Source organism: Klebsiella sp. D5A, from assembly GCF_001620885.1.
Lineage (GTDB): Bacteria > Pseudomonadota > Gammaproteobacteria > Enterobacterales > Enterobacteriaceae > Klebsiella > Klebsiella variicola.
The window spans coordinates 85,711-106,020 of sequence record NZ_LOAR01000011.1 but is presented as its reverse complement, the minus strand read 5'-3'; the positions used below and the strand labels follow the sequence as shown (position 1 = coordinate 106,020).

Below are 20,310 nucleotides of genomic sequence, written 5' to 3'. Positions count from 1 at the left end.
AATTGGCAAGTTCATCGCTGGCAAACTGGGCGTTATGACGCGGTTTGGACTGGTGTAACCGCGACGCTATTTTTTATTTTCCACCTGATTTTGCTGTTTTTTGTTATTTTCATAGTGAGTTGTTCAGGTGCAACCCGCCTGTTTTTAGATGTTTCTTGTTATTTCAAAATGGTTACAAATTAACACCGCTTTGCCTCCCGCGAGGCGGCGTTTATGATGGCGAAAGCATCCTCTCCGATCGGCTGAGAGGGAATTAAGGAGACAGAATGGCAGAACAATTTCCCCCGTTGTCGGCGGCGACGCTGGCGGCGGCTAACCAGGTCGGCGCCTGGCTGGCGCAGGACGATCTGGCGACGCTGCCCGCGCTGCCGCAGGTGGACGTGGTGGTGCTGGCCGGCAACGCCGTGATCCCGACCATCGACGCCGCCTGCCGGCTGGCGGCGGAACGGGAAGTCCCGCTGCTGATCAGCGGCGGCGTGGGACATTCTACGAACTATCTCTACGAGGCGGTGCGCCAGGATACCCGTTACCGTATGTTGCCGGTGGTGGGGCGTCCGGAAGCGCATATTCTGGCCGATATTGCTCATGACTACTGGCAAATTCCGCGCTCGCGGCTGGTGGTGGAGGACCAGTCGACCAACTGCGGCGAGAACGCCCGTTTTACCCGGACCACGCTGGAGAACGGGGGGATCCCTCATCGTCGCGGGATCGTCATTCAGGACCCCACCATGCAGCGGCGAACCATGGCCACCTTCGCCCGCGTCTGGCAGGGGGTGACGACGCCGCCACAGTGGCTGAGCTTTCCCGGCTGCTCGCCGGTGCTGGAGCAGACCGATGTTCAGCTGGGGTTCGCGGGCGGCGGGTCGGGGCTGTGGCCGGTCGCCCGCTACCTGGGGCTGCTGCTGGGCGAGCTGCCGCGCCTGCAGGATACGCCTGAAGGATACGGTCCGCGGGGGAAAGACTTCATCAGCCACGTCACCTTCCCGCCGGAGATCCTCGATGCCTGGCGACAGCTGCGGGAGGACGGCCAGCTTGCCGGGGCGCTGCAGGCCCGCACCCTCGGCTGAAAACTGCCCGTTTGCGGCAGATTTATCGCAAACGGGCAATTTGTGTTATTGAAATGTAACCTCAACCGGGCATTTTTGGCCCGGTTTTATGAATCAGCTCACAGAACGGCGCCAACGTGCTGCGAAGCCACGGCTTATCCGCCCGATATTTAACAAAAAAATCACTTGTTAAATACAAACGCACTACAGGAGCAGCCATGACAGCACCCGTTCAACACCAAATGTATATTGATGGCCAGTTCGTTTCCGGTCGCGGCGACGGCTGGATCGACGTGCTTAACCCGGCGACCGAAGCGCTGCTGTCGCGGATCCCGGACGGGACTGCCGAAGAGGCGCGGCTGGCGATTGACGCGGCTGAGCGCGCCCAGCCCGCCTGGGAAGCACTGCCGGCGATTGAGCGCGCGGGCTGGCTGCGCAAGATTGCCGCGGGTATCCGCCAGCGTGCTGAAGAGATTGCCGGGCTGATCGTGGCTGAAGGCGGCAAGATCCAGCAGTTGGCGGCGGTGGAAGTCGCATTCACCGCGGACTATCTCGACTATATGGCCGAATGGGCGCGCCGTTACGAAGGCGAGATCGTGCAGAGCGATCGCCCTGGGGAGAATATCCTCGTCTTTAAACGCGCGCTGGGGGTGACCACCGGGATCCTGCCGTGGAACTTCCCGTTCTTTCTTATCGCCCGCAAGCTGGCGCCGGCCCTGATCACCGGGAATACCATCGTCATTAAGCCCAGCGAATTTACGCCCAATAATGCCATCGCCTTTGCCGGGATCGTCCATCAGGTTGGGTTGCCGAAAGGGGTCTTTAACCTGGTGCTCGGCCGCGGAGAAACCGTTGGTCAGGAGCTGGCTGGCAATCCAAAGGTGGCGATGGTCAGCATGACCGGTAGCGTGGCGGCAGGAGAGAAAATCATGGCCGCTGCGGCGAAAAATATCACCAAAGTGTGCCTCGAACTCGGCGGCAAAGCGCCAGCCATTGTGATGGATGATGCGGATCTGGAGCTGGCGGTGAAAGCGGTGGTGGACTCGCGGGTGATTAACACCGGGCAGGTGTGTAACTGCGTCGAGCGGGTCTATGTTCAGCAGGGCATTTACGACCGCTTCGTCAACCGCCTCGGCGAGGCGATGAAGGCCGTGCAGTTTGGCGACCCGGCGACGCGGGATGACATCGCGATGGGGCCGCTGATCAACGCGGCGGCGCGGGACCAGGTGGCGGGCAAAGTGGCGAAGGCGGTGGCGCAGGGGGCGCGGGTGGCGCTGGGCGGCCAGCCGCTGGAGGGCAAAGGCTATTTTTATCCGCCGACCCTGCTGCTGGATGTGCGTCAGGAGATGGACATTATCCACGAGGAAACCTTCGGGCCGGTGCTGCCGGTGGTGGCGTTTTCGACCCTTGATGAGGCGCTGGCGATGGCCAATGACAGCGACTATGGCCTGACCTCCTCGATCTATACCCGCGATCTGAACGTGGCGATGAAGGCGATTAAGGGACTGAAGTTCGGCGAAACCTATATCAACCGGGAAAACTTTGAGGCGATGCAGGGTTTCCACGCCGGCTGGCGCAAATCGGGGATCGGCGGCGCTGATGGCCGCCACGGGTTGAATGAGTACCTGCAGACTCAGGTGGTCTATCTGCAGGCCTGAGGTACTTAACTCCGAGTCGGCGGGCAGCTCAGGCGGCCCGCCGTTCGCTTAGCGGGCGAATTTCTCCAGCACGCGGATCAGCTGGGTGACGAAGCCGTATTCATTATCATACCAGGCGACGGTTTTCACCAGCTGTACGCCGCCGGCCTCCACAATCTCCAGCTGGGTGGCATCGTAGATCGAGCCGAAATGGCTGCCGATAATGTCGGAAGAGACAATCTCTTCTTCGGTGTAGCCGAAGGATTCATTGCCCTCAGCCGCCTGCTTCATCGCCTGATTGACCTCATCCGCAGTCACTTTTTTCTCCAGCACCGACACCAGCTCTGTCACCGAACCCGTTTTTGTCGGCACACGCTGGGCATGGCCCTTCAGTTTACCGCTCAGGGCGGGGATCACCAGGCCGATGGCCTTTGCCGCACCTGTGGTGTGCGGGATGACGTTTTCTGCCGCCGCTCTGGAGGCGCGCAGATCTTTGCCGCGCGGCCCGTCCACCAGCGACTGGGTGCCGGTATAAGCATGGATGGTGGTCATGGTGCCCACGGTGATGCCGAAGGCATCCTGGAGGACTTTGGCCATCGGCGCCAGGCAGTTGGTGGTGCAGGAGGCCACGGAGATGATGGTGTCATCCGGGGTCAGGGTGTCATCGTTGACGTTGTAGACGATGGTTTTCATCTCGCCAGCGGGGGCGGAAATCAGCACTTTGCGCGCGCCGGCCTGGAGATGGGCTTGCGATTTCTCGGCCGAGGTGTAAAACCCGGTACACTCCACAATCACCTCTGCGCCTGCCGCCTGCCACGGAATATGCTGCGCCTCTTTTTCGGCATACACCGTAATGGTTTTGCCGTTGACGATCAGCGCATCTTCCGTAAAGTCGACGCTCCACGGAAAGGGGCCGTAGTTTGAATCATGCTTCAACAGATAGGCCAGCACCTTTGGCGAGGTGAGGTCGTTGATAGCCACCACTTCCAGGCTGCTGTCGACTTCTAATAAACGGCGTAACACCAAACGTCCGATACGACCAAATCCATTAATCCCAAGTTTACTCATGGACATTCTCCGGTTGGTAAAACGACTCGATGTGATAAAACTCCTCCAGGCTTAGTCCTGTCCCCCTGATTGGTCAACTGACAATCTGTGCGGTATGTCAGCGCTTGCGGGCCGGGGAGGAAAAAGTGGATGTTTTCCCGGCCTTTTTTAGCGCTGACGGCAGGGAATAATTTTTGTTACCGGAGATGAGGGGGCCGCCTGCTGGCGAAGCGGTGAAAAGCGTCTATGCTTAACTATTGAATAGCTTAGTAAAATATTGACGTTAGACGAAGGGAGAGGTTATGGGATTCTGGAGAATCGTTTTCACTATTATTCTGCCGCCGCTGGGCGTACTGCTGGGGAAAGGCTTCGGCTGGGCGTTTATTCTCAACATTATTCTGACCCTGCTGGGCTATATTCCTGGCCTGATCCACGCTTTCTGGGTGCAGACCCGCGACTGAGGGGCGAGCAGATAACCACGCCTCCCCCTGGGACCCGCTCAGGGGGGCATCAGGCTCTCTTTATACAGCAGCGTATTATCCTTCGACCAGTAGTGCCGGGTCTCCTCTTCCAGATCAACAATCCACTTAAACACGCCGGCGCTGGCGAGATCCTTGCAGTACTGTTCAAAGTTGATGGCGCCGGCAAAATGGCGGATGACCGCGGCCGAGGTCAGTCGATGGCTGGGGGCGCAGCGCACGCGTAGCAGGCCGCGGGCGCTTTTTATCGAAATCACCTCGTCGTTTGCCATCACGAAATTCATATTGCCGGTGGAGACAAAATAGATGTAGTAGGAGACCTGATGCCGGCGGAGTTCACTGGCGAAGGTGGTAAAATCGGCATCCGCGCGAACCTGTTCGAAAAAGTGACCCAGCCTTGCCAGCAGTTCCATTTCAATCCTTGTTGTGTTGTTGCTGCGCATGGTTTCGGCGTCTGTCGGCATAAACCATTCACACGTTTACTTATTCGTATTTTAATAATATAGGCGCGTTATATTAATGGTTATTATGTAACTGGAACATCGTTTCAAGTGTTACAAGCTATTGCAAAGGTTCGCAGGGGATCCTCGAGGCAGGCAGAAGGTGTGGTAAGACGGGAAGAGGCGAAATTAGCGCCGGCGATGATCGTCGCCGGCGGGGCCATGAGCCGCGGCTATTTCTGGATCAGATAGCGAATGGTTGGGCCATCCTGCTGAATATCCAGCACCGTATAGCCGTGGTTTCTGGCATCGAGGGGAATGTTATTGATCGACTGCGGACAGTCGCTGACCACTTCCAGGATCTCGCCTTTTTGCAGGGAGGGCATCGCCTCCAGAGTGGCCACGGCCGGATAGGGACAGGGTTCGCCGACCATATCCAGGCGATAATCAGGGATGATGTTTTTCATGCGCTCTCCTTCAGGGTCCGGACCGCCGTCGACTGGCGGCGGAAAAAATGTCTTTCCCAGGCGATCACCAGCAGCAGGGCGATCAGCAGCAGCAGATAGGTCGCCAGCAGCCCGCCGAAGGGGCCGAAGGCGTTCAGCAGGTTGATTTTCTGCCAGTGGGTGGCGAGCGGAGCGGCGATATCGTCCCAGCACCAGGCGAGCAGCGTTGAGCCAATGACATTGCCCAGCCCAACCCACCAGTAGTGAACCTGGCCCTCCACCGCCCGGTACATCCAGCCGGTTTCACAGCCGCCGGCCAGCACGATGCCAAAGCCAAACAGCAGCCCGCCAATCGCCGCATTGGGACCGGCCCACATAATTTTCGGCGCCATCCCCAATTGCACATAGCTAAAGATACCGATGGCGCTCGCCGCCATGCCGAAGATAATCGCCTTCGCCATCACCGTCCGGCCGGTGATCCACATATCGCGAAAGGCGGAGGTAAAGCAGATCTGCGCGCGCTCAATAAGCAGACCGAAGCCGATACCGAACAGCATCGCCAGGCCGAGCGCCGGGTGGTCTGCGGCGGTGAGCAGGCCCCAGCCGATCATGGCGAAAAAGATCACCATCCCCAGCCGGAAACGGCGGCGCGCCTGCTGCGGTTTTTGGGTTAACGGCGAGGCGGCGGACACCTTTTGCATTTTTACCGGAATGCGAAAAAGGGGCAGCAGCGTGAAGCGGGCGCCAAACCAGGAGCCGATGGCGGTGGCGATGGCAAACAGCCAGGCGTGCAGGGAGAACTGCGGAATACCGGTGAAAAAAGCCGCCAGATTGCAGCCCATCGCCAGACGTGCGCCGAACCCGGCGATGATGCCGCCTGCCACGGCCTGCACAATGCGGATCCGGCTGCGTGGAAAGCGCAGTTTGACGTTATTGGCCCACAGCGCGGCGGCCAGGCAGCCGCCGAACATGCCGATGATCATCCTGCCATCGATGCGGGTCAGCGGCGTCCCTTCGAGATGAATCAGCTGGTAATAGCCCCACTGTTCGCTGTGGACGCCCAGCAGTTGCAGCAGCTGACCGCCCCAGCGGGTGAATTCGCCGGTCACCGCCCAGAAGGTGCCGGTGATGCCAAAATAGTAGGTAGAGAGGATGCCCGCCGCGATGACCGCCGGGACAGGGGACCAGAACCGGATAAGCCAGGCCTGTTTGAAGGATTGCCATGTCATAAAAATGCCTCTGAACTCAGAAGGTATTAAAGGTCGATGACCGACCGAAGGGGGCAAATAGTACCCGCCTTAACGCCTGCTTTCTCTGTTTTGGATCAAGGCCCTACGCTTGCGCCACCACGGCAAGCAGCGCCAGCAGTGCGGGCAGCGCCTGAATATAGAGAATTTTGCGGCTGGCGGTCAGCGCGCCGAAAATTCCGGCGGCCAGCACGCAGGCCAGGAAAAAGATAACCACCTGCACCCCCGACGCCCCCAGCCACAGCCCCCACGCCAGGCCGGCGGCCAGAAAACCGTTATACAACCCCTGGTTGGCCGCCAGCACCCGGGTCTCCCGGGCGAAATCGGCGCTGAGGTTAAAGGCCCGGCGCCCGGCGGGGGCTTCCCAGAGAAACATCTCCAGCACCAGGATGGCGAGATGAATAATAGCGACCAGCGCAACGAGGAGAGTGGCTAACACAGCAGTCCTTAATCAATAAGATGAATGTGTCTGCAGTATAGCTGCAAGCGCTAACGAAGCGGGAGCGCCGCTGCTATAGTGCAGATAGGGTCATGTTTTCTGCCGCGACCAGCGTCGGTTATCTGATTGCCCTTCGGTTTAGTTTAGCGGTGCTAGTATGCCGGGTTCTTTTTACGGGTGTGGCGTAGGTTACTGAATGTTAAATAAATTATGGATTTTGTTATCAGGGCTACTGGTGGTTGCCATGCCGTCGGCGCAGGCCGGGGAATTAAACCTCTATTCGATGAATACCGGCTCCTATGTTTATCATATGACCGGTAACCACGGACAATATAACGAGCATTTCAATAACAATTTTTTCTCGGTGGAGCGCAAGTTTTCTCAGGATTCAAAATACAGCGTGCTGGTCGGAACGATGAAAAACAGCTTTGACGATCGCTGTTTGACCCTCGGCGTGCGCCGCGACTGGCTGAAAAACGATACCGGCTGGGTGCTGAAAGGGGTGTATGCCTATACCGGGGAATTTTTCTTTGACGCCTTCAGCCACTGTGGGGATTCCGGCACCTACCGCACCGCCAAAAAAATCACCGGCGTCGGTTTTTCGCCCTACCTCTATCATGGTCTGCAATATAACTTCACCGATTATTTCGGTGTGGAAGGCGGCATTATTGTGCCGGCGATCTTTGTGATGAGTATTCAGTGGAGCTTTCGCTAGCCGCTTTATTATCCGGGAAAAGAGCAGGCCGCCTCAGGTGGCCTGCTACTGATGACCTGGCGGCAGGAATTAATGGAAGCCGAGACGGATCAGATCTAACGGGCAAAAGCGGCCCTCGCAGCCGTCGATTTCAACGCAGTCCGCCCGGCGAAGCTGCTCGGCGGTTTTCCCTTCACCATGGATAGCTTTAATCACGCCTGTTGTGCCGTTACCGGCGATCATTACCATGCTGCCGGTAGCAATAGCGTTACGATTACGGTCATAGGTTTTCATGGTCTCCTCCTCAATAAACCAGGGTAAGCAATGATTAAGCGGCTAAAGTAATACGCTTTTTTTCCTAAAAAAGTTTTGAGGATAATCAAATTTATTTTAATAACTCCGGAGCGAAAAGGGCCACAAGTCCCCTCTATTCGCGCCGATCGCATCGCCTGCGTGGCGCGCGACACTGACGGCAATATGTCATTCAGGTTACTGTTTTATGACCAGATTATTAACCTTGCCAGCCCGAGGAAAATAGCGAAAGATGGCGCTATTCGGGCATCAACAGTGCCAGTGCGTGTCCTGAGGGAGCCATGAGTCAAGACGTCACCGCGAAGATGTTAAAGCCCGATTTTGATAGTGAAGTTTCCGGCCTGGTGCATGGTTATCTGTTTCATGAACAGCGCCCCCCGCAGCCCATCGCCTCTGGCGAGGTGTGCGCCCGTTATCAGGCGCTCGCCGATGACAAGGCGTTTATCTGGTTACACCTGAATCTCAATCATGCCACCGCCGAAAAATGGTTAACCAGCCACTTTCCGGTGGCGGACTTTTTCTTCGAGGAGATCCGCAGCGGCTCGCACACCACCCGCATTGAGCGACAGGGGGAGAATCTGTTCGCTGTGCTCAACGATGTGCTGTTTCGTCCGCAGGATACCAGCGCGGAAACCGCCACGCTGTGGCTCTACTGTAGCCCTAAGCTGGTGGTGACGGCGCGCTTCAAACCGTTGCGGTTTATCGAATGGATGCTGCCGCGTCTGCAGACGCTCAGGGTGAATACCTCTACCGAGCTGCTGGCTTTTCTGCTGGAGGAGCAGGAGGAAGTGCTGGAGCAGGTCGTCCGCCAGGCCAGCCGCCATGTCGACCTTATTGAAGAGCGTCTCCTGAGCAATCACGTGCAGCGCAACCGGGCCGATCTGGCGCGGCTGCGGCGGATGCTTTTACGTTTTCAGCGGCTGCTGGCGCCGGAGCCGGCGGCGATGTTCCGGCTGCTTAACCGGCCGCCGGCGTGGATGGATCGTGCAGTGGTGCAGGCGTTTCGTCAGTTCACCGAAGAGTTTAGCGTGGTGCTCAATGACCTGTCCGGCCTGATCGAGCGCATCAGTCTGCTGCAGGAGGAGATTGGCGCCCGCCAGCTGGAGCAGAGCAACCGCACCCTCTACACCCTGACGGTGATCACGGTCCTCGCGCTGCCGATTAACATCGTCGCTGGCTTCTTCGGCATGAATGTCGGCGGGATCCCGCTGGCGAGTAACCACCACGGGTTTATCCTGCTGGTGGTGATAGTCGCCATCTTTACCCTCGGCGCCGGCTACCTGGCATTCCGCCGGCGCGATGACCTGTAGATTGCGCGTCGAATCAGCTGAGGCTGCGCAGGGCGGCAATCAGTCCTTCGACACCGCGTTCCAGCTTCTCGCGCGGGCAGCCGACGTTGAGGCGCAGAAAGCCGTTGCCCTCAGGACCATAGGTATAACCCGGCATAATCGCCACCTTCTGTTCGGCGATCAGCGCCTGCTGTAGCGCGTGGTCGTCGATGTTCAGGGGGCGCAGGTCGATCCACGCCAGGTAGGTGGCCTCCGGCGGCTGCCAGCAGAGTGCGGGGAAGGCATTGTTAAGCGTAGCGGCGACATAGCGCATATTCGCCTGCAGATAGTCACGCAAGGCGTCGAGCCAGGGAGCCCCGTCGCGGTAGGCGGCGATATGGGCGACCAGCGCCGGCACGGAGGGAGAAGAGAGCCCGTCGCGGGCCTTCAGCGCCTGCAGGTAGCTGTCGCGCGCGTTCGCCTCGGGGATAAAGCCATAGGCCCCGGTAAAGGCCGGAATATTAAAGCTCTTTGAACCGGAGGTGAACAGCGCCCATGGCCCCTGAGCGACCTCGCTCCACGGGATATGGCGGTGTTCGCCCCAGGTCATGTCCATATGAATTTCGTCGCTAATCACCCTGACGCCATGTTTTTGACACAGGGCCGCCATGGTTTGAAGCTCCTCGCGACGCCAGACTTTCCCCGTTGGGTTGTGCGGGCTGCACAGCAGCAGCAGGGTATTCTTCGGTTCCGCCAGCGCGGATTCCAGGCGGGCCATATCGCAGTGCCACTGATTATCCGTCAGGGTCAATGGCACCGGGGCAATCTCCCGGCGGTTAGCGGTGATGGTCTTATAGAATGCATCGTAGGCAGGGGTATGGACGACGACGCCGTCGCCTTCGCTCGACCACTGGCGGATGGTTTCCGCCACCATGTAGATAACCGACGGCCCGTAGACCACCGTTTGCGGATCGATGACGCTGTTAAACCGGCTGGCGTACCAGTGGGCAATCGCCCCGAGAAACGCCTCGTTCTGCCAGCGACTGTAGCCGAACACCCCGTGGGCCAGCCGCTGGCTGACGGCGTCGAGAATGCAGGGCGCGGTGGCGAAATCCATATCGGAGATGGTGAACGGCAGCAGGTCGGCGGCGCCAAACCGGTCGGCGACATAGTCCCACTGTGTGCACCAGGTACCGTGGCGGTCGATGGGGGTGGCAAAATCAAACATCGGAACTTCCTTAGCGAATGTCCCCCTCCGCGCGGAAGGGGGACCAGTGGGGTCAGGCCTGCACGGTATTCATCAATACGGCCATTTCATCTTTTACCGACTGCACCTGCGGGCCAATAACCACCTGCAGGTTATGCTGATTGAGCTGAACCACCCCGATGGCGCGATGGGCTTTCAGCGCGGCGGCGTCCACTTTGCTCATATCGTGTACCGACAGACGCAGACGAGTAATGCAGTTATCCAGCGAAACAATGTTCTCGGCGCCGCCGAGCGCCGCCAGAATCGCCGGCACGTTATAGCCGGATTTGCCGATGGTACCGGCGACGGCTTTCTCCACGCTGGCGGCGGTGTCGATATCGCGGCCCGGCGTTTTCAGATTGAAGCGGGTAATGGCGAAGCGGAAGATGGCATAGTAGACCGCGAACCAGATAGCCGCTACCACCGGCACCAGATACCACTTGGTCGCCAGGCCATGCAGGATGCCAAACACCACGAAGTCAATGATATTGCCGTCGGTGTTGCCGATGGTCACCCCGAGCACCGCCATGATGGTAAAGCCGAGACCGGTCAGCAGCGCGTGGATGACATACAGGACCGGCGCGACGAACAGGAACAGGAACTCCAGCGGCTCGGTGGTGCCGCCGACCACGCAGGCGATGACCCCGGAGATCAGCAGGCCTTTAATTTTATGCCGGTTTTCCGGACGGGCGCAGTGGTACATCGCCAGCGCGGCTCCCGGCAGGCCGCCGAGGAAGGCCGGCATTTTACCCTGCGACAGGAAGCGGGTGGCGCTTTCGGAGAAGCCGTGGGTGGTTGGGCAGCTTAGCTGCGCCTGGAAGATGGTCAGTGCGCCGCTGACGCTGTGGCCGCAGACGTCGAGGGTACCGCCGGCTTCAGTGAAGCGGATCAGCGCCACCAGGATGTGGTGCAGGCCAAACGGCAGCAGCAGTCGCTCGCCGGTGCCGAAGATCATCGGGCCAAAATCCCCGGCGCTGTTGATCATCTTCCCTAGGGCGTTGATCCCCATGGCGAAGACTGGCCACACCAGCGGGATAGCCAGCCCGACCAGACCCAGCACCACGGTGGTGATGATCGGCACGAAGCGGGTGCCGCCAAAGAAAGCCAGGGCGTCCGGCAGGCGAATGTTATGGAAGCGTTCATGCAGCAGCCAGACGATAATCCCGGCGATAACCGCGCCGAGGATCCCGGTATCGATCGACGGAATACCGATGATGTTCTGGATATTGTTGGCCTTCAGGATCGCGGCGTCGGTGGTGGGCAGAATGCCTTTCGCCGTCAGCCAGAAGTTGACCGCCAGGTTCATGACCGCGTAGCCGACAAAGCCGGCGAAGGCGGCGACGCCTTTGTTCTCCCGCGCCAGCCCCAGTGGGATGGCGATACAGAACATGACCGGCAGGAAGCTGAAGGCAAAGGAGCCGACTTTGCTCATCCAGATAAAGATGGCCTGCAGCAGCGGCATATCCAGCCACGGCAGCAGCGTCAAAACATCGTGACTGCTTAACGAACTGCCGATCCCCAGCATGATCCCACAAAACGAGAGCAACGCTACGGGCAGCATAAAGGTTTTTCCGAGCTGCTGGAAAAACTCCCATAAAGTGATTTTTGGTGCTGTTTTCGCCGTCATAACACGGTTCCTGATTCTCAAGTGGTCGGGAAGAACTAACGCCACGGCAAGATAAAACGTTTTACCAGTTTTTAGTGCGATAAAAATCACATAATCAAGCGATAATAAGGTTTATAAAGATTGCACAATGATAAAACGTTTTATCGACAGGCAAGGGAGTCAGCCAGCACGTTATGGCTATCGCAAAAAAGATCACCATCAATGATGTGGCGCAGGCCGCCGGGGTCTCCGTGAGCACCGTCTCGCTGGTGCTGAGCGGTAAAGGGCGCATCTCCAGCGCCACCGGCGAGCGAGTTAATCAGGCCATCGAACAGCTGGGATTCGTGCGCAACCGCCAGGCCGCCTCGCTGCGTGGCGGTCAGAGCGGGGTGATTGGCCTTATCGTTAGCGATCTGTCAAAGCCGTTTTACGCCGAATTAACCGCCGGCCTCACCGACGCCCTGGAAAGGCAGGGGAAAATGGTGTTCCTCACCCAGGGCGGGCGCAGCGGCGAGAAGATAGATCAGCGGTTTGATACCCTCGCGGCGCAGGGGGTCGACGGGGTGATCATCGCCGGGTCGATCGATCGCGGGAGCGAACTGCGCGAGCGGGCCGCGCAGGCCGGCGTGCCGCTGGTGTTTGCTTCCCGCGCCAGCTACCTTGACGATGTCGACCTGATCCGCCCGGACAACATGCAGGCGGCGCAGCTGGTGACCGAGCATCTTATCCGCCGCGGCCATCAGCGGATCGCCTGGCTTGGCGGGCAGAGCTCGTCGCTGACGCGCGCCGAGCGGGTCGGCGGCTATTGCGCCACCTTGCTGAAATACGGTCTGCCGTTTCACAGCGAATGGGTGCTGGAGTGCGAGTCGAGCCAGAAGCAGGCGGCGGAGGCGATGGCGGGGCTGTTGCGCCAGAACCCCACCATCACCGCGGTGCTGTGCTACAACAACGTGGTGGCCACCGGCGCATGGTTTGGTTTAGTGCGGGCCGGAAGGCAGAGCGGAGAGGATGGCGTCGAGAGCTATTTCGAACAGCGGGTGGCGCTGGCGGCCTTCGCCGACGTGCCGGAGGCGGCGCTGGATGACCTGCCGCTCACCTGGGTAACGACCCCGGCGCGCGAGATGGGGAAAACCCTGGCAGAGTCGATGCTGCGACGGCTGGAGGAAGGTACCGGCGAGGCGCGAAACCAGATTATGCCGCCGCGGCTGGTGACACGGAAGTGAGGGAGACGGCGCGCGATGGCCGTCTCCTGAGACGATAAGTTACGGCTGCGGGGCGGCGTCGTCCTGCTGAGGAGCGGCGTCATCCTGTTGCGGCTGGCCTTCCTGCGGCGCCGCGTCCGGTTGAGCAGGCGCTTCCAGACCAAACATCGCGGCAAAATCCTCCAGCGGCATTTTCTGTCCGTTCAGCGTCACCTGGCCGTTAGCGTACTGCAGGCTGCTGCTGATGGCGTTATCTTCCATGGTGGTGATGCGGAACATCTGGCCCATCGCCGCCAGGCCTTTGACCTGCTGATCGGCGAGTTTGGCCGCATCGGCTGGCTGGTAACCTTCCAGACCGGCGATTTTGGTCATCAACTCCGTCGCCATATCCACCGGGATCACCACCTTGCCGTCAAGGGACTGCACCACGCGATCCAGACTGTCCGCCAGGGTCTGCGGTGGGGTGGTCACCTGGGCCGGATCCTTCAGCAGAACCGACAGATTCAGGGTACTTTCCCCTTTGGCATTGCGCCAGCTCAGCGGAGAGATGGTCACCGATGGGTTGCCTTTAAGCAGGATCGGCAGCGCATTGAACAGGGTTTCGGTTAACGCCTGCTGATACAGTTCCGGGTTTTGCGCCAGTTCCGGTTTTGCCAGCAGCGCCTGAGACTGTGCGCTGTACTGCTGACTAAACTGGTGCCACGCCTGACCGTCGACATTATCCACTTTCAGCGTCAGTTTGCCGCTGCCCATATCCTGCCCCTGCAGCTTGAGGCTGTTCACGGTGTAGTTCACCTGACTGTTCACGCCTTTGCCGTCCTGGGTCAGCGTCGAGCCGCCGTCCAGCGCCATCCCGTCAACCAGCGCCAGCTCTTTGCCTTCGACGCTGATGGCCAGTTTATCGAGGGTCATTTTTTGCTGGCCGATACGTTCGTTGAAGCTGGCCAGTTCGGTGGCTCCGTCGGTGGTCAGGTTGACGAAGCGCAACTGTACCTTCTGATTATATTCGTTGAGCGCATCGATCTGCCCGCTGCCGGCCTGGCCCTTCAGGCTGATGTTTTTGCCGTCGCGGTCGGCGTCGAGCTGGAACTGACCGCCGCTGAAGGTGACTTTCTCATCACCTTTGGCATAGTCGAGGGCATTGAGCACGATCGCCGACTGGCTGTCGCCGCTGTAGGCGATGCGTGTATCGACGGTAAAGGGAGTGTTGCCTTTGGCGATCTCGAACAGCGCCTGGCTGGCATCATTTTTCACCAGCGTCGTGTGGACCGAGGCCATCGCCGGCGCCAGATTAAAGGTTTTTAATGAGGCCAGCGGGAAGGGTCCATGATCGACCACCTCGTCAAGTACCACGCTCTGTCCGGCGGCCAGCCAGCTGTTGGCCTGACCGGCGATCGGCTTAACCACCAGCTGCAGATGGCTGCTGAACAGCCCGCGCTGGTAATCCTGATAGCTCAGCTCCAGACCTGATTCCGGCGCGCTGCTGCGTAGCTGCGCGTTAGCCTGCTGCACCATATCGGCGATCCGGCCTTCCAGCTGTTTGCCGGTGTACCAGGCGCCGCCTGTCCATACCACGCCCAGCGCCACGATGATGCCTGCTGCGACCAGCGATTTTTTCATAGCATTTGTCCATAAATGAAGCCAGGCGGAGAGACCGCCTGGCTGAGTTGTCATCATTCAGTAAGCGCGACCTGAAAGGTCAGTTACTTACTGGAGCTTATTGAACACGCGCGCCACGCGACCGCGTCCGCTAACCTGCACCGGTGATTCGTTGGCGGCCACGAAAGCCGACTCGCCCGGCTTGAGCGTCAGGCTCTGGTCACCTTTGTGCAGTACGGCTTCGCCGTCGACGCAGAAAATAATCGCCGCGCTCGCCTGAGCCAGATCGCTGGCCTCGGCGGAGAGGTCGTGCAGCGAGAAGGCAAAATCTTCCACCGGGATCGGGAAGTCCAGCTCTGCGCCGTGCTGCTGCGGCTGGGTCAACAGCTCACCCGCCGGTTTGGCTTCGAACTTGACGTTAGCGACCAGCTCAGGAATATCAATGTATTTCGGCGTCAGACCGGCACGCAGTACGTTATCCGAGTTGGCCATCACCTCCAGCGCCACCCCCTGCAGATAGGCATGCGGCGTTTCGGCGAACAGGAACATGGCTTCGCCAGGGTTCAGCTTCACCACGTTCAGCAGCAGCGGCGAGAAGAGGCCGCTGTCGTCCGGATAGAATTCCGCGATCAGGCGGATAGTCTGCCACGGTTCGCCTTGTTCACGGGCCAGTACGTCGCGCAGCACCTGCAGCGCCTTGGCTTTTTCCTCACCCTGCATATTGAGCAGGCTGGCAAACAGCTGGCTCAGATGAGCCGCGTCCGGCTGCTGCAGGAAGGCGCCAATCGCCGGATGCGCGCTAGCCACCGGCTGCAGCAGGGTGACAATCTCGCTGAACTCGCGAAACGCATTCATCGCCAGGAACGGCGTCAGGGCAAAAACCAGCTCCGGCTTGTGGTTTGGATCTTTATAGTTACGCTCGGCGGCGGAGAGCGGGATGCCGGCGGCGTTCTCGCGGGCGAAACCTTCTTCCGAGGCCTGCTTGTTGGGATGGACCTGAATAGAGAGCGGCTGAGCGGCGCACAGCACTTTAAACAGGAACGGCAGCTCACCAAAGCGGGCGGCAACCTTGTCGCCGAGCAGGGCGGTTTTATCCGCGTCAATCACCTCGCGCAGCGAACGCGGCTGGCCGTCGGCCGCCAGGATCTGCGAGCTGCTCTTCGGATGCGCCCCCATCCACAGCTCCGCCATCGGCAGGTTGTCCGGGTTGGCAATGCCATACAGTTCAGTTAAAGCGGTGTGGCTTCCCCATGCGTAGTTCTGTACGGCGTTGATCAGCTTTTGCATTCTCATTCCCTGTATCAATCAAAGTAAAAATTATTGCTCTATTAAACCAGTAAACCGTGGAGAAGCAACTGCTGAAAGAAAAAGTCGTCCCTGTCTCAGTTTTTGTTAAAAAATTGTGTAAGATTGATCGACTCGCTTTTCTACAGGCACATGGAGTCCCTGCCTGAAACATAATCAGCCAAAGCAGTAAGTGAGAGTACAATGTCGAATAAACCGTTTGTTTACCAGGATCCTTTTCCCCTCAAAAAGGATGACACCGAGTATTATCTCCTCAGCAGTGATTACGTCTCCGTCGCCGAATTTGCCGGCCAGGAAGTGCTAAAAGTCGACCCTCAGGCGCTAACCCTTCTGGCGCAGCATGCTTTCCACGACGCCTCCTTTATGCTTCGCCCGGCGCATCAGCAGCAGGTGGCGGATATCCTTAACGACCCGGAAGCCAGCGAAAACGACAAATACGTCGCCCTGCAGTTCCTGCGCAACTCGGATATCGCCGCCAAAGGCATTCTGCCCACCTGCCAGGACACCGGCACCGCGATCATCATGGGTAAAAAAGGCCAGCGCGTGTGGACCGGCGGCGGTGATGAAGCCGCTCTGGCGCAGGGTGTGTACAACACCTATATCCAGGACAACCTGCGCTACTCGCAGAACGCGCCGCTGGATATGTATAAAGAGGTTAACACCGGTACCAACCTGCCGGCGCAGATCGATCTTTATGCTACCGATGGCGATGAGTACAAATTCCTCTGCATCGCCAAGGGCGGCGGTTCGGCGAACAAAACCTATCTGTACCAGGAAACCAAAGCGCTGATCACCCCGGCGAAGCTGAAAAACTATCTGGTTGAGAAGATGCGCACCCTCGGGACCGCCGCTTGTCCGCCGTACCATATCGCCTTTGTGATCGGCGGGACTTCGGCGGAAGCGACGCTGAAAACCGTGAAGCTGGCCTCCACCAAATACTACGATGGCCTGCCGACCGAAGGTAACGAGCATGGCCAGGCGTTCCGCGACATTCAGCTGGAGCAGGAGCTGCTGCTGGAAGCGCAGAACCTTGGCCTCGGCGCGCAGTTCGGCGGGAAATACTTCGCCCACGATATCCGGGTGATCCGTCTGCCGCGTCACGGCGCTTCCTGCCCGGTAGGGATGGGCGTCTCCTGTTCCGCCGACCGCAACATCAAAGCCAAAATCAACCGCGACGGCATCTGGATCGAGAAGCTGGAGAGCAATCCGGGGAAATATATCCCTGAGCATCTGCGCCAGGCCGGGGAAGGCGAAGCGGTGAAGGTGAATCTTAACCAGCCGATGAGCGAGATCCTGGCGCTGCTGTCGCAGTACCCGGTGTCCACCCGTTTGTCGCTGAGCGGCACTATTATCGTGGCCCGCGATATCGCCCACGCCAAGCTGAAGGAGCTTATCGACAGCGGTGAAGCACTGCCGCAGTACGTCAAAGATCACCCGATCTACTATGCCGGTCCGGCCAAGACACCGGACGGTTACGCCTCCGGCTCTCTGGGACCGACCACCGCAGGGCGCATGGACTCTTATGTTGATCTGCTGCAGTCGCACGGCGCGAGCAAGATCATGCTGGCGAAAGGCAACCGCAGCCAGCAGGTCACCGACGCGTGCCACAAACACGGCGGCTTCTACCTCGGCAGTATCGGCGGCCCGGCGGCGGTACTGGCCCAGCAGAGCATCCGTAGCCTCGAGTGCGTGGCGTATCCGGAGCTGGGTATGGAGGCTATCTGGAAAATTGAAGTGGAGGATTTCCCGGCGTTTATCCTCGTCGATGATAAAGGCAATGACTTCTTCCAGCAGATCCAGACGTCGCAGTGCGCCCGCTGCGTGAAGTAACCCAGACCGCCCTTCGGGCGGCTTTTTTATGTCGCTTCGCGGCACGAACCACCAAAACAACTTATAAATCTGGCCAATACTTAGTCTTTTAAGCAGGTGAGCTTTGTCGCTATGACGCACTTTGAATCCAAGGAGAAAGTAATGACAACGCATCGCAGTGAAAAAGACTCGATGGGCGCCATCGACGTCCCGGCCGATAAACTCTGGGGCGCCCAGACCCAGCGCTCGCTGGAGCATTTCCGCATCTCGACCGAAAAAATGCCCGGGGAGCTGATTTACGCCCTGGCGCTGACCAAGCGGGCGGCGGCGAAGGTTAATCAGGATCTCGGGTTGCTGACGGCGGAGAAAGCCGGGGCGATCGTCGCTGCCGCTGACGAAGTCCTCGCCGGAAAGCACGCGCAGGAGTTCCCGCTGGCTATCTGGCAGACCGGCTCCGGCACCCAAAGCAATATGAATATGAACGAGGTGCTGGCCAACCGCGCCAGTGAACTGCTGGGCGGTGAACGGGGGATGGCGCGAAAAATTCATCCCAATGACGATGTGAATAAGAGCCAGAGCTCAAATGACGTGTTCCCCACAGCCATGCACGTCGCGGCGCTGATTGCCCTGCGGGAAAAAGTGATCCCGTCGCTGCAGGCGCTGCGGGCGACGCTCAATGAAAAAGCGGTAGCCTTCAGGGATATCGTCAAGATCGGCCGCACCCATCTGCAGGACGCCACGCCGCTCACGTTAGGCCAGGAGATCTCCGGCTGGGTGGCGATGCTGGACCATAGCCTGAAGCACATCGAAGCCAGTCAGCCGCATCTTGCCGAGCTGGCGCTGGGCGGGACGGCGGTAGGAACCGGGCTGAATACCCATCCGGAGTATGCCGTGCGGGTGGCGGCCGAGCTGGCGTCGCTCAGCGGACAACCATTTGTCACCGCACCAAACAAATTCGAAGCGTTGGCCACTGTGGATGCCCTGGTCCATGCCCACGGCGCGCTGAAAGGCCTGGCGGCGTCCCTGATGAAAATCGCTAACGATGTCCGCTGGCTGGCCTCCGGCCCCCGCTGCGGCATTGGCGAAATCGCCATCCCGGAAAACGAGCCAGGGTCATCGATTATGCCCGGCAAGGTTAACCCAACCCAGTGCGAAGCCCTGACCATGGTCTGCTGCCAGGTGATGGGCAACGATGTGGCGGTGAATATCGGTGGCGCCTCCGGCAACTTTGAGCTTAACGTCTATCGCCCGATGGTCATCCACAACTTCCTGCAGTCGGTGCGTCTGCTGGCGGACGGCATGGCAAGTTTTAACGAGCACTGTGCGGTGGGTATTGAACCGAATCGCGAGCGGATCAGCCAGCTGCTCAATGAGTCGCTGATGCTGGTCACTGCGCTGAATACCCATATCGGCTACGACAAGGCGGCGGAAATCGCTAAAAAAGCCCACCATGAGGGGCTGACCCTCAAAGCCTCGGCGCTGGCGCTGGGCTACCTGACGGAAGCCGAATTCGACAGCTGGGTGCGCCCGGAAGAGATGGTCGGCAGCCTGGCTACTCGCTAGCCAGCCAGAGGTGCAGGCGCGGGATAAGTAATCTCAGCGACTGCGCCTCCGGTTTGTAGCGGTACTGGACATTGTCGGCGTCATAGTTCAGCAATTCGCCGATATCCGGGACGCTGACCCCCTGGCTGCCGGATATCAGCGCGATCAGCGGGCTGGGGCAGGCGTACTGCACCTGTTTCTGCTCGCTGGCGTACCAGACGCGGGCAATCGGCTGCACTTTCACCGGCCGTTTGATTTTCAGCCGCGCTCGCTGCGGCAGGGCGGCGATGTCCTGATACTCCCTCTCAAGCTTGCTCTGCCACTGCTCACGGGTCCACGGCGGCACCGCCCGCGGTGATTGCAGGCTTTTCTCCAGCATCATCAATACCTGGTCGCGGGTCAGGTTCTTGATCACGTGTTTATTGGCCCAGCCGAAGCGGATGGTGCTCGGGTCGATAAGGGGCGTCAGCGTGCGGTAGGCGCTGAGGGTGATCAAGCCCGGCAGGTGGCGATGCACCCATTCAAAACGGGCAGTAGGGGGCAGGCCAGAATCGACGGTGACGATTTTCTCGAAGGTAGCCTTCAGGGCGTTAATATGCTGAATGCGCGCCAGCAGATCCTGCTGCTCCGCGGCGGTGACCTGCAGGCAGATAGCCCCTGGCAGACGGACGGCGGCCTTGCTGCTGCGGTTTTCCGACTGCTGCTGGATAAACAGATGGCTGTAGTGGCGCAGGGCGAGGGCCAGCGCCGCCTTGCCGCTGTGCTGCACCACCGGTATGTTCGCCAGCGGATCGTGCTCGGCATCCTTACTGACCGCCGGCAGTTCAAATACCCGGGCCGCCAGCAGCCGACAGCTGCTTAATGTCTGCTGGAGCGTCTGCAGCTCCAGCTCGATCTGGCGAAAGGTATCATTCAGACGTTCAACAAGATCGTAGCTGGCCATCAT

General features: G+C 59.3%; 20 protein-coding genes. 8 read left to right on the top strand and 12 right to left on the bottom strand.

What is annotated here, in order from left to right; translation table 11 throughout:
* The first annotated feature begins 266 nt into the window (after positions 1–266).
* A complete protein-coding gene (locus AS136_RS17225) occupies positions 267–1,067 on the top strand; it encodes a YdcF family protein (RefSeq protein ID WP_016160927.1) in 801 nt (266 codons plus the stop codon).
* A 61-nt stretch (positions 1,068–1,128) separates the two neighbouring features.
* Here the strand turns inward: AS136_RS17225 and AS136_RS28740 are convergent, their stop codons facing one another.
* Complete coding sequence (locus tag AS136_RS28740; RefSeq protein ID WP_012541908.1) at positions 1,129–1,266, bottom strand: hypothetical protein; 138 nt, start codon at positions 1,264–1,266, stop codon at positions 1,129–1,131.
* On the opposite strand from AS136_RS28740, the gene aldA reads away from it, so the two are divergent.
* Positions 1,265–2,704, top strand: coding sequence for an aldehyde dehydrogenase (gene aldA / locus AS136_RS17220; RefSeq protein ID WP_023322528.1), 1,440 nt, complete (start codon positions 1,265–1,267; stop codon positions 2,702–2,704). The genes AS136_RS28740 and aldA overlap by 2 nt on opposite strands.
* 48 nt (positions 2,705–2,752) lie before the next feature.
* Here the strand turns inward: aldA and gap are convergent, their stop codons facing one another.
* Entirely contained in the window at positions 2,753–3,751 is a 999-nt protein-coding gene (gene gap, locus AS136_RS17215; RefSeq protein WP_016160929.1) for a type I glyceraldehyde-3-phosphate dehydrogenase, read from the bottom strand.
* A 281-nt stretch (positions 3,752–4,032) separates the two neighbouring features.
* Here gap and AS136_RS26005 point away from each other — a divergent pair, with 281 nt between their 5' ends.
* Positions 4,033–4,191: a YqaE/Pmp3 family membrane protein gene (locus AS136_RS26005; protein WP_002903230.1), complete on the top strand. Its 159-nt coding sequence runs from the start codon at positions 4,033–4,035 to the stop codon at positions 4,189–4,191.
* A gap of 38 nt (positions 4,192–4,229) precedes the next feature.
* On the opposite strand, the gene AS136_RS17210 is transcribed toward AS136_RS26005, so the two are convergent.
* The 4 genes from AS136_RS17210 to AS136_RS17195 form a co-directional block, all read right to left on the bottom strand.
* Positions 4,230–4,622 (bottom strand): DUF1398 domain-containing protein, encoded by a 393-nt coding sequence (locus AS136_RS17210; RefSeq protein WP_023322529.1) that lies wholly within the window; start codon positions 4,620–4,622, stop codon positions 4,230–4,232.
* A gap of 260 nt (positions 4,623–4,882) precedes the next feature.
* Entirely contained in the window at positions 4,883–5,116 is a 234-nt protein-coding gene (gene yedF / locus AS136_RS17205; RefSeq protein WP_002903233.1) for a sulfurtransferase-like selenium metabolism protein YedF, read from the bottom strand.
* Positions 5,113–6,324 carry a selenium metabolism membrane protein YedE/FdhT gene (gene yedE / locus AS136_RS17200; protein WP_023322530.1) on the bottom strand — a complete coding sequence of 404 codons (1,212 nt, stop codon included), beginning with the start codon at positions 6,322–6,324 and terminating at the stop codon, positions 5,113–5,115. The genes yedF and yedE overlap by 4 nt, the downstream gene beginning before the upstream one ends.
* 103 nt (positions 6,325–6,427) lie before the next feature.
* Positions 6,428–6,781 (bottom strand): DUF1304 domain-containing protein, encoded by a 354-nt coding sequence (locus AS136_RS17195; protein WP_012968344.1) that lies wholly within the window; start codon positions 6,779–6,781, stop codon positions 6,428–6,430.
* A gap of 235 nt (positions 6,782–7,016) precedes the next feature.
* On the opposite strand from AS136_RS17195, the gene AS136_RS17190 reads away from it, so the two are divergent.
* Entirely contained in the window at positions 7,017–7,496 is a 480-nt protein-coding gene (locus tag AS136_RS17190) for a hypothetical protein (RefSeq protein ID WP_162493319.1), read from the top strand.
* A gap of 69 nt (positions 7,497–7,565) precedes the next feature.
* On the opposite strand, the gene ydfZ is transcribed toward AS136_RS17190, so the two are convergent.
* Positions 7,566–7,769, bottom strand: a complete 204-nt coding sequence (gene ydfZ, locus AS136_RS17185; RefSeq protein WP_004151566.1) for a putative selenium delivery protein YdfZ — start codon at positions 7,767–7,769, stop codon at positions 7,566–7,568.
* Between the two features lie 299 nt (positions 7,770–8,068).
* Between ydfZ and AS136_RS17180 the strand changes: the two genes are divergently transcribed.
* Positions 8,069–9,097, top strand: a complete 1,029-nt coding sequence (locus AS136_RS17180) for a CorA family divalent cation transporter (protein WP_008805082.1) — start codon at positions 8,069–8,071, stop codon at positions 9,095–9,097.
* A gap of 13 nt (positions 9,098–9,110) precedes the next feature.
* Here AS136_RS17180 and AS136_RS17175 read toward each other — a convergent pair whose 3' ends face one another.
* Entirely contained in the window at positions 9,111–10,283 is a 1,173-nt protein-coding gene (locus tag AS136_RS17175; protein ID WP_012541902.1) for a MalY/PatB family protein, read from the bottom strand.
* Positions 10,284–10,335: 52 nt separating this feature from the next.
* Positions 10,336–11,928, bottom strand: a complete 1,593-nt coding sequence (gene malX, locus AS136_RS17170; protein WP_012541901.1) for a maltose/glucose-specific PTS transporter subunit IIBC — start codon at positions 11,926–11,928, stop codon at positions 10,336–10,338.
* Positions 11,929–12,101: 173 nt separating this feature from the next.
* Here malX and AS136_RS17165 point away from each other — a divergent pair, with 173 nt between their 5' ends.
* On the top strand, positions 12,102–13,130 hold the full coding sequence (locus tag AS136_RS17165) for a Mal regulon transcriptional regulator MalI (protein ID WP_063266876.1): 1,029 nt from the start codon (positions 12,102–12,104) through the stop codon (positions 13,128–13,130).
* A gap of 39 nt (positions 13,131–13,169) precedes the next feature.
* Here the strand turns inward: AS136_RS17165 and AS136_RS17160 are convergent, their stop codons facing one another.
* On the bottom strand, positions 13,170–14,729 hold the full coding sequence (locus AS136_RS17160; protein ID WP_016160936.1) for a YdgA family protein: 1,560 nt from the start codon (positions 14,727–14,729) through the stop codon (positions 13,170–13,172).
* Positions 14,730–14,816: 87 nt separating this feature from the next.
* Positions 14,817–15,995 (bottom strand): mannose-6-phosphate isomerase, encoded by a 1,179-nt coding sequence (manA, locus tag AS136_RS17155; protein WP_016160937.1) that lies wholly within the window; start codon positions 15,993–15,995, stop codon positions 14,817–14,819.
* Positions 15,996–16,196: 201 nt separating this feature from the next.
* On the opposite strand from manA, the gene fumA reads away from it, so the two are divergent.
* Both fumA and fumC read left to right on the top strand, forming a co-directional pair.
* On the top strand, positions 16,197–17,843 hold the full coding sequence (gene fumA / locus AS136_RS17150; protein ID WP_012968340.1) for a class I fumarate hydratase FumA: 1,647 nt from the start codon (positions 16,197–16,199) through the stop codon (positions 17,841–17,843).
* Between the two features lie 141 nt (positions 17,844–17,984).
* Positions 17,985–19,385: a class II fumarate hydratase gene (gene fumC, locus AS136_RS17145; RefSeq protein WP_016160938.1), complete on the top strand. Its 1,401-nt coding sequence runs from the start codon at positions 17,985–17,987 to the stop codon at positions 19,383–19,385.
* On the opposite strand, the gene tus is transcribed toward fumC, so the two are convergent.
* Positions 19,375–20,307, bottom strand: coding sequence for a DNA replication terminus site-binding protein (gene tus / locus AS136_RS17140; RefSeq protein WP_016160939.1), 933 nt, complete (start codon positions 20,305–20,307; stop codon positions 19,375–19,377). The two genes, fumC and tus, sit on opposite strands and share 11 nt — an antisense overlap.
* Positions 20,308–20,310: the final 3 nt, after the last annotated feature.

What these genes read in the sequence shown, in the direction of transcription:
- AS136_RS17210 (WP_023322529.1), bottom strand. Translation starts at nt 4,622, where the DNA reads ATGGAACTGCTGGCAAGGCTGGGTCACTTTTTCGAACAGGTTCGCGCG.
- AS136_RS26005 (WP_002903230.1), top strand. Translation starts at nt 4,033, where the DNA reads ATGGGATTCTGGAGAATCGTTTTCACTATTATTCTGCCGCCGCTGGGC.
- gap (WP_016160929.1), bottom strand. Translation starts at nt 3,751, where the DNA reads ATGAGTAAACTTGGGATTAATGGATTTGGTCGTATCGGACGTTTGGTG.
- AS136_RS17165 (WP_063266876.1), top strand. Translation starts at nt 12,102, where the DNA reads ATGGCTATCGCAAAAAAGATCACCATCAATGATGTGGCGCAGGCCGCC.
- yedE (WP_023322530.1), bottom strand. Translation starts at nt 6,324, where the DNA reads ATGACATGGCAATCCTTCAAACAGGCCTGGCTTATCCGGTTCTGGTCC.
- AS136_RS28740 (WP_012541908.1), bottom strand. Translation starts at nt 1,266, where the DNA reads ATGGCTGCTCCTGTAGTGCGTTTGTATTTAACAAGTGATTTTTTTGTT.
- AS136_RS17160 (WP_016160936.1), bottom strand. Translation starts at nt 14,729, where the DNA reads ATGAAAAAATCGCTGGTCGCAGCAGGCATCATCGTGGCGCTGGGCGTG.
- AS136_RS17180 (WP_008805082.1), top strand. Translation starts at nt 8,069, where the DNA reads ATGAGTCAAGACGTCACCGCGAAGATGTTAAAGCCCGATTTTGATAGT.
- AS136_RS17175 (WP_012541902.1), bottom strand. Translation starts at nt 10,283, where the DNA reads ATGTTTGATTTTGCCACCCCCATCGACCGCCACGGTACCTGGTGCACA.
- yedF (WP_002903233.1), bottom strand. Translation starts at nt 5,116, where the DNA reads ATGAAAAACATCATCCCTGATTATCGCCTGGATATGGTCGGCGAACCC.
- manA (WP_016160937.1), bottom strand. Translation starts at nt 15,995, where the DNA reads ATGCAAAAGCTGATCAACGCCGTACAGAACTACGCATGGGGAAGCCAC.
- aldA (WP_023322528.1), top strand. Translation starts at nt 1,265, where the DNA reads ATGACAGCACCCGTTCAACACCAAATGTATATTGATGGCCAGTTCGTT.
- malX (WP_012541901.1), bottom strand. Translation starts at nt 11,928, where the DNA reads ATGACGGCGAAAACAGCACCAAAAATCACTTTATGGGAGTTTTTCCAG.
- tus (WP_016160939.1), bottom strand. Translation starts at nt 20,307, where the DNA reads ATGGCCAGCTACGATCTTGTTGAACGTCTGAATGATACCTTTCGCCAG.
- AS136_RS17225 (WP_016160927.1), top strand. Translation starts at nt 267, where the DNA reads ATGGCAGAACAATTTCCCCCGTTGTCGGCGGCGACGCTGGCGGCGGCT.
- ydfZ (WP_004151566.1), bottom strand. Translation starts at nt 7,769, where the DNA reads ATGAAAACCTATGACCGTAATCGTAACGCTATTGCTACCGGCAGCATG.
- fumC (WP_016160938.1), top strand. Translation starts at nt 17,985, where the DNA reads ATGACAACGCATCGCAGTGAAAAAGACTCGATGGGCGCCATCGACGTC.
- fumA (WP_012968340.1), top strand. Translation starts at nt 16,197, where the DNA reads ATGTCGAATAAACCGTTTGTTTACCAGGATCCTTTTCCCCTCAAAAAG.